Source organism: Priestia sp. TSO9 (assembly GCF_021029645.1).
Lineage (GTDB): Bacteria > Bacillota > Bacilli > Bacillales > Bacillaceae_H > Priestia > Priestia megaterium_E.
In genome coordinates this window covers 161,406-177,316 of the sequence record NZ_JAJEKD010000016.1, presented here as the reverse complement: position 1 = coordinate 177,316, position 15,911 = coordinate 161,406, and the positions used below count along the sequence as shown (strand labels likewise).

Here is a 15,911-nt window from a genome sequence, read left to right as displayed (position 1 = left end):
AGATTTCTTTATCAATTTAAAGGATGTGAGACGATGCAAAATGCTAAAAAGCCATTTCGTTCAGACACACAACAAGCCAGGCCTGAAAAGTCGAATGAGACTTCTGACTTTTCAGGGAAATCAAACAGGAACAACCGTCTACTAACCCCCTTATGGACAACTATTATAGGATTTTCCATCTTTATGGTTGTCGCATTTATCTATTCTCTCTATAATCCAGATCTCTATTGGCCAGGCCTCATTTTAATGTTCATTATGTATGGTGTTATTTATTTTATTGGTGCTCGAGCCGCTGCAAGTAAAAAAGGAAAATCAGATGATATGCTTGTTGCAGGAAGATCTATGCCGCTATGGATTTCAATGTTCACAATGACCGCTACTTGGGTAGGTGGAGGGTATATTGCTGGAACGGCCGAAACCGTTTATTCCTCAGGGCTGACTTGGACCCAAGCACCATGGTGTTATTCAATCAGCTTAATTTTAGGCGGTATCTTTTTTGCTAGAAAGATGAGAAGGTTTGAGTTTATGACAATGCTCGATCCTCTAGAATCTCGTTTCGGTAAGAAAATGGCTACGGTTCTTTATTTTCCAGCTATACTAGGAGAGCTGTTTTGGAGCGCAGCTATCTTAACTGCTTTAGGAACAACATTCGGTGTGATTTTAGGCCTCAGTTTTTCAATTTCCATCATTCTTTCCGCACTTATTGCCATTGCATACACCGTGATCGGCGGCTTGTGGGCAGTAGCACATACCGATATCTTACAGCTTTCTATTATGTTTTTAGGATTATTTCTGGTGCTTCCCTTTGCATTTTCGAATACGGGAGGGGTGGGAGCCGTTTTTTCTACTTATTCAGAAGGTATGACTGGTTCTCTTCATTTATTTCCTCCACTAAAAGGCTGGGAAGATCCAAAATGGGGAAATACATATTGGCAATGGTGGGATAGCACATTTTTACTTATTTTTGGTGGCATTCCATGGCAAATTTATTTTCAGCGCGTGTTATCTGCTAAAAATGAAAAAGCAGCAATGTGGCTATCTATTACAGCCGGCATCTTTTGCGCGTTAGCGGCCTTACCTCCAACTTTAATAGGGATGATAGGTTATAGTGCAGACTGGGCTTCATTTGGAGCGTCAAGCCCTGAGAGCGCGTCTATGATTTTAACATACGTATTTAAATATCTAACGCCTGATTTAGTAGGAGCGATTGCGCTTGGAGGACTAGCTGCTGCCGTCATGGCTGCAGTAGCGGCTTCGTTACTTTCAGCTTCGGGGATGGCAGCCTGGAACGTGTATCGTCCGATTGTAAAACCAAATGCGACACAGGCGCAGTTAGATAAAGTTATTAAACGTTCTATCATTATCATTGGCACGGGAGCAACTCTAATTGCTTTAAACTCTGAGAGTGTCTACTCTTTATGGTATTTATCAGGGGACCTCGTGTATTGCATACTTTTTCCGCAGTTGGTTTGTGCTTTATTCTTTAAAGGAGCTAACTGGTACGGATCTTTGGCTGGGTTTATTGTGTCTCTTGTTCTTCGAATCGGTGGAGGAGAACCGCTGCTTCATTTAAAAGCGCTGCTTCCATATCCGATGATTGAAGACGGAGTGGTCATGTTTCCGTTTCGTACATTTGCGATGATAGGCGGGTTGTTAACTATTTTTATCGTTTCTTACGCGACGCGACGTATTTGCCCTCCTCAGCCGCTTCGAAATCTTCATCGTGACATATCGGTTGAGAAATAATCAAAAGAGGCTGGGACAAAAGTATTTTCGTTATAAAAAGATCCGAACGATGAATCGAGATTCTTAATAGAGAATCCAAATCGTTCGGATTTTTTCATATTTATAGTGAATATAAGTTTCATGTATGTAGATGCTTCTAGCTGTTGATTGGAGGGCAAGGCGAAAACTTTTGCAGAAAGCGAGCCTTGCACAAAAATCGACAGCGGTGTAACAAGCAGTCCAGCTCATTGATCCCATTTGTTCGTCTTTAGAGTAGATTAATTTAGTTATGTCTTAATCTCTGTGTTATAAAAAACAAAATAAAAAAAGCCGCAGATGCGGCTTTTTTATTTTGCAATATTTTCTGACTCGGAAAATTGATCGTCAGGTCGCTTGTTGTTTGTTTTTTTGATGAACGAGTATGAAAGAAGAACCACAGCGGTTAATCCAAGGGTTAAGAAAAACTGTGAGCGCATCGAATCAATAAATGCCATTGATAAGAAGATCACGGTAATAACAGCAATTGTTACGTATGTTAAATACGGGAACAACCACATTTTCATCCCTTTAATTGGCTGGTTGGCTCGATTCATTTTCTTACGCAGGCGTAAGTGAGAAATAGCGATAGCTAAATATACAATAAGAGCAATGGCTCCTGATGCATTAACTAAGAATAAAAAGAGTTTATCCGGCGAAACGAAGCTAAAGATAGCACATACATATGCGGCAGCTGTGCTAATCCATACAGCTCTTGCCGGCACGCCTGATTTGCTTACTTTTGCTAAAGCGCGAGGAGCTTGTCCTTTTTCAGCTAATGATAAAATCATTCGTGAGTTCGTATACAAAGCAGAGTTCAAGCAAGACAAAACGGATACTAATACGACTAAATTCATAATTTGTGCAGCAGCTGGAATATTGACCATTTCTAACATTGTTACATATGGACTTTTTAGTAAATCAGCTGAGTTCCAAGGTAAAAGAGTTACTAAAATAGCAACTGAACCAATATAGAAAATTAAAATTCGCCATACGACACTGCGAATAGCAGTTGTGATAGCTTTTGCTGGATTTTCTGATTCACTAGCTGCAATAGCCGCAATTTCAGCTCCAAAATAAGAGAAAATAACGGTAATAACTCCTAAAAAGATAGAGTTCGTACCTTTTGGCATAAAGCCTCCGTGGCCCGTTAAATTAGCTAGGCCAGGTGAAGATGTACCTGGGATCAATCCGAAAATAATAGCTAAACCGATTCCCATAAAAGCAACGATTGCCACAATTTTAATCATAGCAAACCAATATTCAAATTCTCCAAATGATTTGACAGAGAACAAGTTTGTTAAAGTTAATGCAAAGGTTAAGATTAAGCTTAAAAGCCAAATTGGTACGGAAGGGAGCCATTCATGAACAATTGCTCCTCCTGCAGTGGCTTCAATCGCAATTACAATTAGCCAGAAAAACCAGTAAAGCCATCCAACAGCATAACCTGCCCACGCGCCAATTCCTTGCTGAGCATATGTTGCGAATGAGCCTTTATCTGGGTTTACCATAGCCATTTCACCGAGCATACGCATCAATAGAACGACTAGCAGTCCGGCTGCTGCATATGAAACTACTGCTGCTGGGCCTGTTGCGTTAATAACGGATCCGCTTCCTACAAACAAGCCGGCTCCGATAATACCTGCAATGGAAATCATGGAAACGTGACGTTGCTTTAACTTTCCGTGTGATTCTGTTTTGTTTCCCATCGTATTCACTCCTTTAAAATTATCGAAAGACTATTAGAAAATAAAGTAAATTCTGAAAATATAAATAGAAATTCCTCCCCTTACCTTTATAATAAGCAAGAAGTGTGCCAATTATCAAATTCCTATAAAAATCGACTTTAAGTTACTAAAATTGACGTATTTTAAGTCAAAAAAGACTTGATTTATTCACGATAGACTTATTTCCCGTTTGGGATGTCGGGTATATACGTACATTTTATACAAGTTTTCGACATACATCTTATTTATCTTGTATGATAAAAGAGAAATCGGTATTATATTCCAAGAAGAATGTTTGAGAGGGTGCGTGTGTTTGAGAAAATTTATAGCTGTTATTTTTCTATTTATTATCCTTTTAGTTGGGGTGTATTTTTTCATTAGTCCAGTCAGAAATATTGAAAAACTTGATCAGACTGCTTCATTATCTTCACTGGCACAAGAAAAGTCCGCTCATGCGACGTCGCTAGAACTGAACGGAGGCTCTCCTGTTTTAGGATACCGATTAAGCGAGAGCGATGTTAATGATTATTTGCGCAGCTACCTTTACGAAAATGATAAAACGGTTGACGGAGCAGAAGCCGAGTTGCTTCCAGAACATATAAAATTTTATATTAATAAACATGTAGTATCTTTTATGGAATCACAGTTTGTAGTTGACGTAACACCAAATGCCGAAAATGGAAAGCTTGTTTTAAAGGTGAATAGCGTGCATCTAGGAAGAATGCCGCTTCCGATGTCTCTTGTATGGGATCGCTTAAATATTGATAAGGCTTCTGATGTCACGGTCGATAAAGAAATGAATGAAATTACTCTGCTCAATAATTTGCCAGATTCCATTTCGTTTGAGCAAGCAGATACAACGGATGAATATATAAATTTATCTGCCTCTGTAACCATTGATTCGTTACGAGATATTATAAATCTAGCGCCGTACCTTATTCCTAAGGATATTCAAAGAAATTTATCCCAGAAACTGAACTTGTTTGGCCAATAATAAAAAGCTCACTTATTATAGAAAAATAAGTGAGCTTTTTCTATCTTGCACCATTTGACCTATGAAAAAAATGTTTGTTTTACCGATACAAAATAAAGAAGTGTTGAACCTATGAACGAATAAGAAAATCCGAAAAAATGTACTCATATTTTATGGCTAACAGTTGATGAATAGATGAATAAAAAACGGTGGTGATGCTAAGTGGTAAGAGTAAGTGGGTTAGTAAGCGGAATGGATATTGATCAAATCGTTAGTGATTTAATGAAGGCTGAACGAATGCCTATCGATAAAATGAAAAAACAAAAGCAAACGTTAGAGTGGCAGCGAGATGATTATCGCTCAATGAACTTGCTGTTATCAGACTTTAATAATCTCGCTTTTAATATGACCTTGCAGTCTTCTTATTCGTCTAAAACGGTATCTTCAGCAGATGAAACGAAAGTAAAAGCAGCAGCTACTTCCTCAGCAGCAAATGCTTCTTATACTCTTTCAAACGTGACAATGGCGACTGCTGCGCAGAGTATTAGCGTTAACAGTATTGCTTCTAGTATTGATCCGACGAAAAGCTTGTGGTCTCAACGGGATTCGATGGGAACAGGAGTGTGGACTAAAAAAACAATTGATCAAGCTGCTATAGCGTTAAGTGCTAATACTAGTACAGTAAAACTAGCCAAAGGGTCTCTTTCTGAAGGGAATACTCTGCAGTCTATCTCTGTTACCACCGGAGGTGTGACTAACAGTTATAGCGTGAGAATAGGAACTGAGGCAGGAACAGTAGATCCTAATGAAGTATTTATTAACGCAGACACAGGGGAAATGACGTTTGGTACCACGTTAACAAGCGGAAGCACAATTGAAGCGTTCTCGTATCAGCAAAATGTATTGAACTTTTCTATTACAACTTATGACAGCAATGGAAAAGCCACAGGAGACGGTCCAAACGGCAGCAGTGAATTTGAATTTGATGGTTCTACATCCTTAAACACGATTCTTACACAAATCAGCAATTCAAAAGTAGGCATTTCAGCCTTTTTCGATGAAGGAACGAATAAAGTTGTCATGACTCGTAAAGATACGGGAGATTTATCTTCGGCTGATAGTTTGGATGGTTCAAGTGGTTCAAACATGGTTTTTTCAGGAGGATTTTTGACGGGCTTTTTACAGCTCGCTGGTGATGCCAAAGGAACAGACGCAAAATTTACGCTGAACGGTCTAGAAACAACTCGTAAGTCCAATACATTTACAACGGGAGGCGTTACCTATACCCTTCAAAACAATTTCACAGGAGATGTGCGCGTTAACGTAAGCAATGATACGCAAAAAGTATTTGATACAATTAAAGATTTCGTGACCAAATACAATGAACTGATTGAGAAAATTAATGGAAAGATTACGGAAGAAAGAGACCGGAACTATCAGCCTTTGACTGATGAAGAAAGAGAAAAACTAACGGATAAACAAGCTGAGCAGTGGGATGATAAGGCGAAAAGCGGTTTGTTAAAAGGAGACTCAATTCTATCAAGCGGCCTAAACCAAATGCGTTCCAACTGGTATGCCTCTGTATCAGGAGTGAGCGGAGCATTTTCGCAGCTAACCGACATCGGTATTTCAACTAGTGCAAACTATAGCGATCGAGGCAAGCTAGTCATAGAAGGTGACGGAACTAAATTAAAAGAAGCAATTGAAAAAGATCCGCAGTCTGTCATGGATTTATTTATGAAAAGTGGAAGTACAACAAGTGAAAAAGGGATTGTACGACGTTTACGGGATACGATTACTCAAACCGTATCCAAAGTTGAGCAGCGCGCTGGCCGTTCAACATGGACAAGTGAACAATTTTTGCTTGGGCGGAATTTAAAAAGCGTAAACAGCCAAATTACTAGTTTTGAAAGCAGGCTCACACAGGTAGAGGACCGGTATTATCGGCAGTTTACAGCAATGGAAAAAGCCATTCAAAATGCAAATGCTCAAAGCGCGCAGTTATCGCAATATTTTAGTTAAGAAGGAGTGAACGTTTATGGCAGCAAATAATCCATATCAAGCGTATCAGCAAGGAGCTGTTCAGACTGCTTCTCCAGGAGAGTTAACGCTTATGCTGTATAACGGGTGTTTAAAATTTATCAAACTTGCACGAACAGGCATACAGGAAAAAAATATTGAGCTGAAAAATACGAATCTGTTAAAAGCACAAAATATTATTCAAGAATTAATGATTACCCTTGATACAAACGTGCAAGTTGCTAAGTCTATGATGGCTATGTATGACTATATTAACCAGTGTTTAATTGAAGCAAATACAAAAAATGACACAGCAAGCTTGGATGAAGCCGAACAATATGTAACAGAATTCCGCGATACGTGGAAGCAAGTTGTGCAGCTTCACCGCCAGCAAGTCCATGGAAGCGGCGGTCAAGCATAAATATGATTAACGACCTATATCAGCTAACGGATGAGATTTATCGGCTTATTCAAACATTTTGTGACAAAAATCGAGAAGAAGGCATTCAAAAGTTAGAGTATCTTCTATTAAAAAGACGTGACCTCATAGAGAAACTGCCGCCAAAAAATAGGGATAATGAATCGATGGGTAAGAAAATTGTCGAAATGAATAAGGAAATTGATCAAAAGCTCATCTTAATTCGGCATCAAATTATGGTAGATCTCCGTTTGCTAAAAGCGAAAAAAAAGCATAATAACAGCTATGTAAACCCTTACGAAACAAAAACGTTTGATGGGATGTTTTACGATAAAAAAAATTAATTCTGCGTAAAAAAATACAACCCTTCTTCTTATGGAGAAGGTCTATTTTTTTGGTTTTTTCATAAACTTTTCTCAGGTTCCATAAATTTTCACTAAATTTTCAAAAAAATTTAATAGTTTAGGAAGGGATTGTGTCGGGTATTGTAGAATTGTAGAGGTATAGCAATGGATTAAAGGAGGAGTTCGAACATGATGTATAACATTCGCGGTGAAAACATTGAGGTGACTCCAGCAATTAGGGAATACGTAGAGAAAAAGCTTGGTAAGTTAGAGCGTTATTTCGACGAAACACCAACTGCTGACGTAAATGTAAACTTAAAAGTCTACAATAACGATCAAAAAATAGAAGTCACAATCCCAATGAATGATCTCGTATTGAGAGCTGAAGAGACACACAGTGATTTATACGCAGCTGTCGATCTTGTCCTAGATAAATTAGAGCGTCAAATTCGTAAACATAAAACAAAAGTAAATCGAAAAATGCGTGAAAAAGGCGCTGAGAAGTATCTGTTCGCAGCATTAGAAAGCGAAGCGAACGTAGCTGTTGCAACTGAAGAAGATGAATTAGAGCTAGTTCGTACAAAACGATTTAATTTAAAACCAATGGATAGCGAAGAGGCTATTTTGCAAATGAATATGTTAGGGCATAGTTTCTTTGTATTTACAAACGCTGAGACCAACATTACAAACGTTGTATATCGAAGAAAAGATGGACGATATGGATTGATTGAACCAAACTAAGATTATAGGCTCTCTTAAACAAGAGCAGTAAAGTAAAAGCAGCGTGCCTCCGCACGCTGCTTTTTAGCTGCTTAAAAAAATAGTTCCATCACTACATAGCGCGTAGAAGATTTGGTGAATACACGCGTGGTTTCTTTCATGTTGAACACCTTATAAAAAGAGACTTTATTTTCTCGTGCGTTACACCAGATCTTTCTTACCCCAAGGTTCTTAGCTTTGAGAAAAACCTCCTCTAGTAGACGACTGCCATATCCTTTTCCTTGTTCATCTTTGAGAGTAGCAAATTTTCGAAATTGAGCTTCATCCCCTGTTATAAATAAAGAAACAACTGATTTTAACTCTCCTTCTTCAAACAGTCCATAGTGAATGCCTGATGGATCATCTTTCAGCTGAATATAACTGAAATCTTTATCAGGCCACATGACGGTATGTCGGACTTTCCAAGCTTGTTCTTTTGTAATCGATTGAACGTTCATTCTACATTCCCCTTTTTTATTGTAAGAGTGAGGAAGGGGAAATCACAATAGAAAATAACTCGTTAATAGAGTAGTACTCGTAAAGAGACAGACGAAAAAGGGTACAAGTTGCTACTTGTTTAGCTGCAATGTTACAATTTTACTCAGAATGTTTTATAATGAAAGATACAGATATGAATGAAAATAGTATAAAATGTACTGATTATAAATAGAGGAGCGTTTTAATATGCTTGGATTATTTAAAAAAGTGTTTGACGGCAATCAACGTCAAATCGGCCGTTTAGAAAAAATGGCGGACCAAATTGATGCGTTAGGTCCTGAAATTGCGTCTTTAACGGACGATCAGCTTCGTGAAAAAACAGCTGAATTTCAACAACGCTACCAAAATGGCGAATCGCTCGATAACCTATTAGATGAAGCTTTTGCGGTTGTACGTGAAGCAGCGAAACGTGTGTTAGGCATGTATCCGTACAAAGTTCAGTTAATGGGGGGTATTTCTCTGCATGAAGGGAATATCTCGGAAATGAAAACGGGTGAAGGTAAAACGTTGACAGCTACTATGCCTGTGTACTTAAACGCTATTACAGGAAAAGGTGTACATGTAGTAACAGTCAATGAATACTTAGCGAGCCGTGATGCTAGTGAAATGGGTCGTTTATACGAATTCTTAGGCTTGAAAGTAGGGTTGAATTTAAACCATTTAACGCGTGAAGAAAAGCAAGAAGCATATGCAGCTGATATTACGTATAGTACAAATAATGAACTCGGATTTGATTATTTACGTGATAACATGGTGCTTTACAAAGAACAAATGGTTCAACGTCCGCTTCATTTTGCCGTAATCGATGAAGTTGACTCTATCTTAATTGATGAAGCACGTACGCCGCTTATTATATCCGGCAGCGCGCAGAAATCAACTGCGCTTTATATTCAAGCTAATGCATTCGTTCGCACGCTTGATAAAGAAACCGATTTTACTTTTGATATCAAAACAAAAAGTGTTCAGCTAACCGAAGAAGGTATGTCAAAAGCCGAGCGGGCATTTGGCATTGAAAACTTATTTGATATTTCACACGTAGCACTAAACCATCACATCAATCAAGCGCTTAAAGCACATGTAACTATGCAAAATGATGTGGATTATGTAATTGATGAAGATCAAGTCGTAATCGTTGACCAATTTACTGGTCGTTTAATGAAAGGAAGACGTTTTAGCGACGGCTTACATCAAGCTATCGAAGCTAAAGAGAACGTTGAGATTCAAAATGAAAGCATGACGTTAGCTACAATTACATTCCAAAACTACTTCCGTATGTATGAAAAATTATCAGGTATGACGGGTACAGCTAAAACGGAAGAAGAAGAATTCCGTAATATCTACAACATGCACGTTGTTGTTATTCCGACAAACAAGCCAATTTCACGTGATGATAAAGCGGATTTAATTTATAAGTCAATGGAAGGCAAGTTTAATGCGGTAGTAGAAGATATTGCCGAGCGCCACGCAAAAGGACAGCCTGTTCTTGTTGGTACAGTTGCGATCGAAACATCTGAAATTTTATCAGCTTTATTAAAGAAAAAAGGCATTCGCCATCACGTGTTAAATGCAAAACAGCATGAGCGTGAAGCGGATATTATTGAAAATGCGGGTCACAAAGGCGCGGTAACAATCGCAACAAATATGGCCGGTCGTGGTACGGATATCAAACTAGGTGAAGGTGTCGTTGAAGCTGGCGGTCTTGCTGTAATTGGTACAGAGCGTCATGAATCACGCCGTATTGATAATCAGCTCCGCGGACGTGCTGGACGTCAAGGTGATCCAGGGGTATCTCAATTCTATCTATCCATGGAAGATGAATTAATGCGCCGATTTGGTTCAGATAATATGATGGCAATGATGGATCGCCTTGGTATGGATGACTCACAGCCAATTCAAAGTAAAATTGTAACAAGAGCTGTTGAATCCGCTCAAAAACGCGTTGAAGGTAATAACTTCGATGCGCGTAAACAATTGCTTCAATATGATGACGTGCTTCGTCAACAGCGTGAAGTTATTTACAAACAGCGCTTTGAAGTGCTTGATTCAGACAACCTTCGTGCGATTGTAGAACGTATGATTGAATCAACGCTACAGCGTGTGGTTGAAGTAAACACACCGCGTGAAGAATTAGAAGAAGAATGGAATTTACAAGCGATTATTGATTACGTAAATGCTAATGTTCTTGAGGAAGGTGAAGTCACAGAAGAAGATCTTCGCCGTAAAGAGCCTGAAGAAATGGTAGAACTGCTGGTAGATCATGCAAAAGCTCGTTATAATGAAAAAGAAGAGCAGCTCCCTGAAGAACAAATGCGTGAATTTGAAAAAGTTGTTGTTCTTAGAGCAGTTGATTCTAAATGGATGGATCATATTGATACGATGGACCAGCTTCGCCAAGGTATCCACCTTCGTGCGTACGGCCAAACAGATCCTCTTCGCGAATACCAAATGGAAGGTTTTGCGATGTTTGAAAATATGATTGCAACCATTGAAGAAGAAGTGACGAAGTATATCATGAAAGCAGAAATTAACAACAACCTTGAGCGTCAAGAAGTAGCACAAGGCCAGGCGGCTGTTCATCCAAAAGAAGGAGACGCGCCGGCTAAGAAGAAGCCAAAAGTAAATGCGATAGAAGTTGGCCGAAATGATCCTTGTATCTGCGGAAGTGGCAAAAAGTATAAAAACTGCTGCGGTAAAGAATCATAAAATAAGAGTCAATTAGTATAGAATGAACTAGTACAGGAAGGAAATGAGTCTTCTCATTTCCTTCCTGTGCGTCAAAAATAAAATAGAGGTGTTTAACTCATGGATTTAGTAGAAATTAAGCAAGAACTTGACAAAACAGCTAAGCGATTAGCGGACTTTAGGGGGTCTCTTTGACCTCGATACAAAACAAGCTCGTATCGATGAATTAGATGAGACTATGGCTGATCCAAATTTTTGGAATGACCAGCAGGCAGCTCAGACTGTTATTAATGAAGCCAATGGTTTAAAAGATGCAGTAAATCAATTTAACCACTTGGATGAAACATACGAAAATTTACAGATATCTCATGAACTTGTAAAAGAAGAATACGATGAAGATTTAGCAGAAGAACTAGTTAGTGAACTAAAAGAGCTTATTTCAGGCATGAACGACTTTGAATTACAGCTGCTTTTAAGCGAGCCGTATGATAAAAATAACGCCATTTTAGAACTGCACCCAGGTGCTGGTGGAACAGAATCACAGGATTGGGGTTCAATGTTACTACGTATGTATACGCGCTGGGCGGAGAAAAAAGGTTTCAAAGTAGAAACGCTTGATTACTTACCTGGAGATGAAGCTGGTATTAAAAGTGTAACGCTTTTAATTAAAGGTCATAATGCGTACGGGTATTTAAAAGCTGAAAAAGGCGTTCATCGTCTCGTTCGTATTTCTCCGTTTGATTCATCAGGCCGTCGTCATACGTCATTCGTATCGTGCGACATAATGCCGGAATTTAACGATGAAATTTCAATTGATATTCGTACGGAAGATTTGAAGGTTGATACGTATCGTGCAAGCGGTGCCGGAGGTCAGCATATCAATACAACAGATTCAGCTGTTCGTATTACTCACCTCCCAACTAATGTAGTCGTATCTTGTCAGACGGAACGTTCACAAATTAAAAACCGTGAGCAAGCAATGAAGATGTTAAAATCTAAGTTGTATCAATTAGAAATTGAAAAGCAGCAAGAACAGCTAGCTGAAATTCGCGGAGAACAAAAAGATATTGGGTGGGGAAGTCAAATTCGTTCGTACGTATTCCATCCGTACTCATTAGTAAAAGATCACCGCACAAATACGGAAGTCGGAAACACGCAAAGCGTAATGGATGGAGATCTAGATCCGTTTATCGATGCGTATTTACGTTCTCATATTTAATCAAAAGGCAGCATACTTAGGTATGCTGCCTTTTTTTAAATTGTTGGGACTTTGTAAAATTTGGATGAAGAAAAACGAGCGTAAAGAACTATTGTTAAAAAGAAAATCGAGAAAATACAGAAATTTAAAGGTTGCTGTCGTAAGTTCGCTTATTTTGTCAATGAAATAAAATGGTTAAAAATACCTGATTTGCGGCAAGTGCTTCTTTACAATCCTTTATACCCCTTTTACAAACAGGATTTATAATTTGAGTTAAATCATGAGGAAGGGGCATGTGCAGTGGAAAATAAATCATTAAACGAATTAATAGAGCAAGTGAAACAGAATAGCTTTTCTTCGAGTAAAGGGTTTGATAGACGGCGTTTTTTACAAGGAGCTGGAAAAGTAGCAGGAGTATCACTTGGCTTAACAATTGCTCAGTCTATTGGTTTAAATGCAGTAGAAGCTTCAGCTGCAGCGCCTAAATTTTCAAGTTATCCGTTCACTCTAGGTGTCGCATCAGGAGATCCTTTAGCAGATAGTATTGTTCTTTGGACAAGATTAGCACCAGACCCGTTGAATGGCGGGGGGATGCCTAATCAACCTATTCCAGTAAAATGGGAGCTTAGTGAAGATGAAGACTTTCATCGAATTGTCAAACGAGGAACAGAAGTGGCTAGACCTGAACTTGCTCATTCGGTTCACGTTGATGTAAAAGGATTAAAGCCGAGTCATATTTATTATTATCGATTTAAAAGCGGTCATGAGTTAAGCCCTGTTGGAAAAACAAAAACACTTCCTTCAGCAAATGCAGAAGTAGCCAGCATGACGTTTGCGTTCGCTTCGTGTCAGCAATATGAACATGGGTACTTTACAGCCTATGAGCATATGGTTAAAGAACAATTAGATTTTGTCGTTCATTTGGGTGATTACATCTATGAATATGGACCAAACGAGTACGTGGCTGCAAGCGGAAATGTTCGTACTCACAGCAGCGCAGAAATTCAAACGCTGCAAGACTATCGAAACAGGCATGCTCAGTACAGGTCAGATGCCAATTTGAAGTCTGCTCATGCTGCTTTTCCATGGATTGTGACGTGGGATGATCATGAAGTAGAAAACAATTATGCAAATGTAATTCCTGAAAAAGGCCAATCAGTAGAAGCATTTATCCAACGTCGCGCTGCAGCTTATCAAGCTTATTACGAACACATGCCTTTGCGCCAAACATCCTTGCCTCACGGAACGGATATGAGATTGTATCGTGATTTTTCATATGGCAAACTAGCTTCTTTTCAAGTGTTGGATACGCGTCAGTACAGAGATGATCAAGCAAACGGAGACGGAACAAAGCCGCAAACGCCAGAATCTCTTGATTCCAAACGTACGCTATTGGGGAATGAACAAGAAAAATGGCTGTTTACTAATCTTGAAAAGTCATCGTGTCACTGGAATGTGCTGGCTCAACAAATTTTCTTTGCACCAAGAAAATTTGGAACGGCTGCTAAGCCTACATACAGCATGGATGCATGGGATGGGTATACGGCGAATCGTCAGCGCGTCATGGATTTTATTGAACAGAAAAAGTTAGACAACGTCATTGTACTAACTGGAGATGTACACGCTAACTGGGCTTCTAACTTATACGCGGATTTTGCTAACCTTAATTCAAGAATTATTGGTGCAGAGTTCATCGGCACCTCCATCACTTCCGGAGGGAACGGAGCAGATAAAAGAGCAGACACGGATAAAATTTTAAGTCAAAATCCACACCTCACATTTTTTAATGATTATAGAGGATATGTAAGGTGTACGGTAACTCCTGATATATGGCAAGCCGATTATCGCGTTGTGCCTTTTGTAACAGAGCCTGGTGTAGAAATTTCAACTCGAGCTTCCTTTCAATATGAAAAAGATGGAAAAGGTATGAAGGAAGTTGAAGTAAATAACGTGCCGCGTGGACTAAAGATTTCTAAGGAAGTAGAGGAAGATCGTATGCGGGCACATGGGAAAGCACATGAAAAACAAGAGTTGAAAAAGAAAGAAAAAGTCCACCAGTAAACTGAGTAAGAAAAAGGAGGTCAAGTATGTTTTCTAATATTGGAATCCCTGGTTTGGTTATTATTTTAGTTATTGCGTTAATAATTTTTGGACCGTCTAAGCTGCCGGAAGTTGGAAGAGCGTTTGGACGAACATTAACTGAATTTAAAGGAGCAGCAAAAGGGCTTGTATCGGATGATGAAGGTGTTAAAGAAAAGCAGACCGCAACTGTTTCTGAACAAAAAGGGAATGAATCCACATCGTAAGTAAGGAAATAGACGAGGAAACTCGTCTATTTCTACTTGTCAGAAAGGAGAGAAAGACAATGGGAGAAATGAGCTTGATGGAGCACCTTGAAGAATTGCGTGTTCGTATTATTAAAACACTTTGTGCATTTGTAGTTTTACTTATTGTCAGTTTTGTATTTGTACAAGATATTTATCAGTGGCTAGTAAAAGGTTTGGACGGCAAGCTTGCGGTACTTGGACCAAGTGAAATCGTATGGATTTATATGGTGATTGCATTTGTTTTTGCGCTGGCCTTTACACTGCCAGTAGCTGCTTATCAAGTATTTCGGTTTGTTTCACCTGGTTTAAAAAAGGAAGAATATAAGGTTCTGATTACCTTCATTCCATTCTTTTTTCTTTTGTTTGTAAGCGGGCTGGGGTTCGGTTATTTTGTTCTGTTTCCAATGGTTTTAGCATTTTTAACGGGCTTGTCGAATGATCAGTTTTCACTGATGTTTACGGCGGAGCATTATTTCCGTTTTATGCTTAATCTGTGTTTACCGTTTGGGTTTTTATTTGAAATGCCTTTGGTTGTTCTATTCTTAACGCGCTTAGGGGTTCTAAACCCTTTAAGATTAGCTAAAGCAAGGAAGTTCTCTTATTTTGCTTTAATTGTGATATCTGTACTTATTACTCCTCCTGATTTTATTTCGGATATTTTAGTCATTGTCCCGCTTCTGCTTTTATATGAGCTCAGTGTCACAATTTCACGCGTAGTATACAAAAAACGTTTAGGAAACGAATCAATTGCTTAATCGTATACATAAGTGTGATGAGAGAATTCATGAAATTGAAACAAAGTCCTTGTAAACAGAGTGTTTTAAACATTCTGGAGTAGGTTATAATAGAGTGAAAACTCTACAGCAAGGGGGAGAAGGCTTGAAAAAAGTATTACTGACGTTAACAATCGGTCTAGCGCTTGTTTTGTCCGCGTGCGGCGGAGGAAGCTCTAAAAATGAATCTGCTGGTGAATCTTCAGCGAGTGCAGAAGACATTGTGAAGAAAAACTGTACAGGCTGTCACGGAGTAGATTTAGGAGGAGCGAATGGACCAAGCTTGCAGCATGTAGGCAGCAAGCACTCAGAAGCTGAAATTGAAAACATTATTAACAATGGTCAAGGCGGTATGCCAAAAGGACTAATTAATGAAGAAGATGCAAAAAAAGTTGCTGCTTGGCTGGCAAAGAAAAAATAAGACGGATATCC

General features: G+C 38.9%; 14 protein-coding genes. 12 read left to right on the top strand and 2 right to left on the bottom strand.

What is annotated here, in order from left to right; genetic code table 11:
* The first annotated feature begins 33 nt into the window (after positions 1–33).
* Entirely contained in the window at positions 34–1,746 is a 1,713-nt protein-coding gene (locus tag LJC66_RS25815; protein WP_230933794.1) for a high affinity choline transporter 1, read from the top strand.
* A gap of 326 nt (positions 1,747–2,072) precedes the next feature.
* Here the strand turns inward: LJC66_RS25815 and LJC66_RS25810 are convergent, their stop codons facing one another.
* Positions 2,073–3,470 carry an amino acid permease gene (locus LJC66_RS25810; protein WP_195695701.1) on the bottom strand — a complete coding sequence of 466 codons (1,398 nt, stop codon included), beginning with the start codon at positions 3,468–3,470 and terminating at the stop codon, positions 2,073–2,075.
* Positions 3,471–3,801: 331 nt separating this feature from the next.
* On the opposite strand from LJC66_RS25810, the gene LJC66_RS25805 reads away from it, so the two are divergent.
* From LJC66_RS25805 to hpf, 5 genes are all read left to right on the top strand, one after another.
* Positions 3,802–4,482 (top strand): hypothetical protein, encoded by a 681-nt coding sequence (locus tag LJC66_RS25805; RefSeq protein WP_195695702.1) that lies wholly within the window; start codon positions 3,802–3,804, stop codon positions 4,480–4,482.
* 201 nt (positions 4,483–4,683) lie between these two features.
* A complete protein-coding gene (gene fliD, locus LJC66_RS25800; protein ID WP_230933793.1) occupies positions 4,684–6,483 on the top strand; it encodes a flagellar filament capping protein FliD in 1,800 nt (599 codons plus the stop codon).
* A 16-nt stretch (positions 6,484–6,499) separates the two neighbouring features.
* Entirely contained in the window at positions 6,500–6,901 is a 402-nt protein-coding gene (gene fliS, locus LJC66_RS25795; protein ID WP_025752547.1) for a flagellar export chaperone FliS, read from the top strand.
* Between the two features lie 2 nt (positions 6,902–6,903).
* Positions 6,904–7,242, top strand: a complete 339-nt coding sequence (gene fliT / locus LJC66_RS25790) for a flagellar protein FliT (protein WP_230933792.1) — start codon at positions 6,904–6,906, stop codon at positions 7,240–7,242.
* A 189-nt stretch (positions 7,243–7,431) separates the two neighbouring features.
* Positions 7,432–7,983, top strand: coding sequence for a ribosome hibernation-promoting factor, HPF/YfiA family (gene hpf, locus LJC66_RS25785; protein ID WP_013059750.1), 552 nt, complete (start codon positions 7,432–7,434; stop codon positions 7,981–7,983).
* A 71-nt stretch (positions 7,984–8,054) separates the two neighbouring features.
* Here hpf and LJC66_RS25780 read toward each other — a convergent pair whose 3' ends face one another.
* Positions 8,055–8,459, bottom strand: coding sequence for a GNAT family N-acetyltransferase (locus LJC66_RS25780; protein ID WP_195695706.1), 405 nt, complete (start codon positions 8,457–8,459; stop codon positions 8,055–8,057).
* 226 nt (positions 8,460–8,685) lie between these two features.
* Here LJC66_RS25780 and secA point away from each other — a divergent pair, with 226 nt between their 5' ends.
* From secA to cccB, 6 genes are all read left to right on the top strand, one after another.
* Positions 8,686–11,202: a preprotein translocase subunit SecA gene (gene secA / locus LJC66_RS25775; protein WP_014457805.1), complete on the top strand. Its 2,517-nt coding sequence runs from the start codon at positions 8,686–8,688 to the stop codon at positions 11,200–11,202.
* A 99-nt stretch (positions 11,203–11,301) separates the two neighbouring features.
* Positions 11,302–12,400 (top strand): peptide chain release factor 2 gene (gene prfB / locus LJC66_RS25770; RefSeq protein ID WP_114896991.1). Its coding sequence is split into 2 segments (ribosomal slippage): positions 11,302–11,364 and positions 11,366–12,400, totalling 1,098 coding nucleotides; the frame shifts between segments, so codons are not numbered across the junction.
* A 306-nt stretch (positions 12,401–12,706) separates the two neighbouring features.
* Positions 12,707–14,440, top strand: a complete 1,734-nt coding sequence (locus LJC66_RS25765; protein WP_372586392.1) for an alkaline phosphatase D family protein — start codon at positions 12,707–12,709, stop codon at positions 14,438–14,440.
* Positions 14,441–14,466: 26 nt separating this feature from the next.
* The gene (locus LJC66_RS25760) at positions 14,467–14,685 is read left to right on the top strand and encodes a twin-arginine translocase TatA/TatE family subunit (protein ID WP_195695708.1); all 219 of its coding nucleotides are present in this window, start codon (positions 14,467–14,469) and stop codon (positions 14,683–14,685) included.
* Between the two features lie 59 nt (positions 14,686–14,744).
* Positions 14,745–15,461: a twin-arginine translocase subunit TatC gene (tatC, locus tag LJC66_RS25755; RefSeq protein WP_230933790.1), complete on the top strand. Its 717-nt coding sequence runs from the start codon at positions 14,745–14,747 to the stop codon at positions 15,459–15,461.
* Between the two features lie 124 nt (positions 15,462–15,585).
* Positions 15,586–15,900, top strand: coding sequence for a cytochrome c551 (cccB, locus tag LJC66_RS25750; protein ID WP_013059743.1), 315 nt, complete (start codon positions 15,586–15,588; stop codon positions 15,898–15,900).
* The last annotated feature ends 11 nt before the right edge of the window (positions 15,901–15,911 follow it).

Coding starts and splice junctions, on each gene's coding strand:
- LJC66_RS25780 (WP_195695706.1), bottom strand. CDS start 8,459: ATGAACGTTCAATCGATTACAAAAGAACAAGCTTGGAAAGTCCGACAT.
- secA (WP_014457805.1), top strand. CDS start 8,686: ATGCTTGGATTATTTAAAAAAGTGTTTGACGGCAATCAACGTCAAATC.
- LJC66_RS25815 (WP_230933794.1), top strand. CDS start 34: ATGCAAAATGCTAAAAAGCCATTTCGTTCAGACACACAACAAGCCAGG.
- hpf (WP_013059750.1), top strand. CDS start 7,432: ATGATGTATAACATTCGCGGTGAAAACATTGAGGTGACTCCAGCAATT.
- LJC66_RS25810 (WP_195695701.1), bottom strand. CDS start 3,470: ATGGGAAACAAAACAGAATCACACGGAAAGTTAAAGCAACGTCACGTT.
- LJC66_RS25760 (WP_195695708.1), top strand. CDS start 14,467: ATGTTTTCTAATATTGGAATCCCTGGTTTGGTTATTATTTTAGTTATT.
- tatC (WP_230933790.1), top strand. CDS start 14,745: ATGGGAGAAATGAGCTTGATGGAGCACCTTGAAGAATTGCGTGTTCGT.
- fliS (WP_025752547.1), top strand. CDS start 6,500: ATGGCAGCAAATAATCCATATCAAGCGTATCAGCAAGGAGCTGTTCAG.
- fliT (WP_230933792.1), top strand. CDS start 6,904: ATGATTAACGACCTATATCAGCTAACGGATGAGATTTATCGGCTTATT.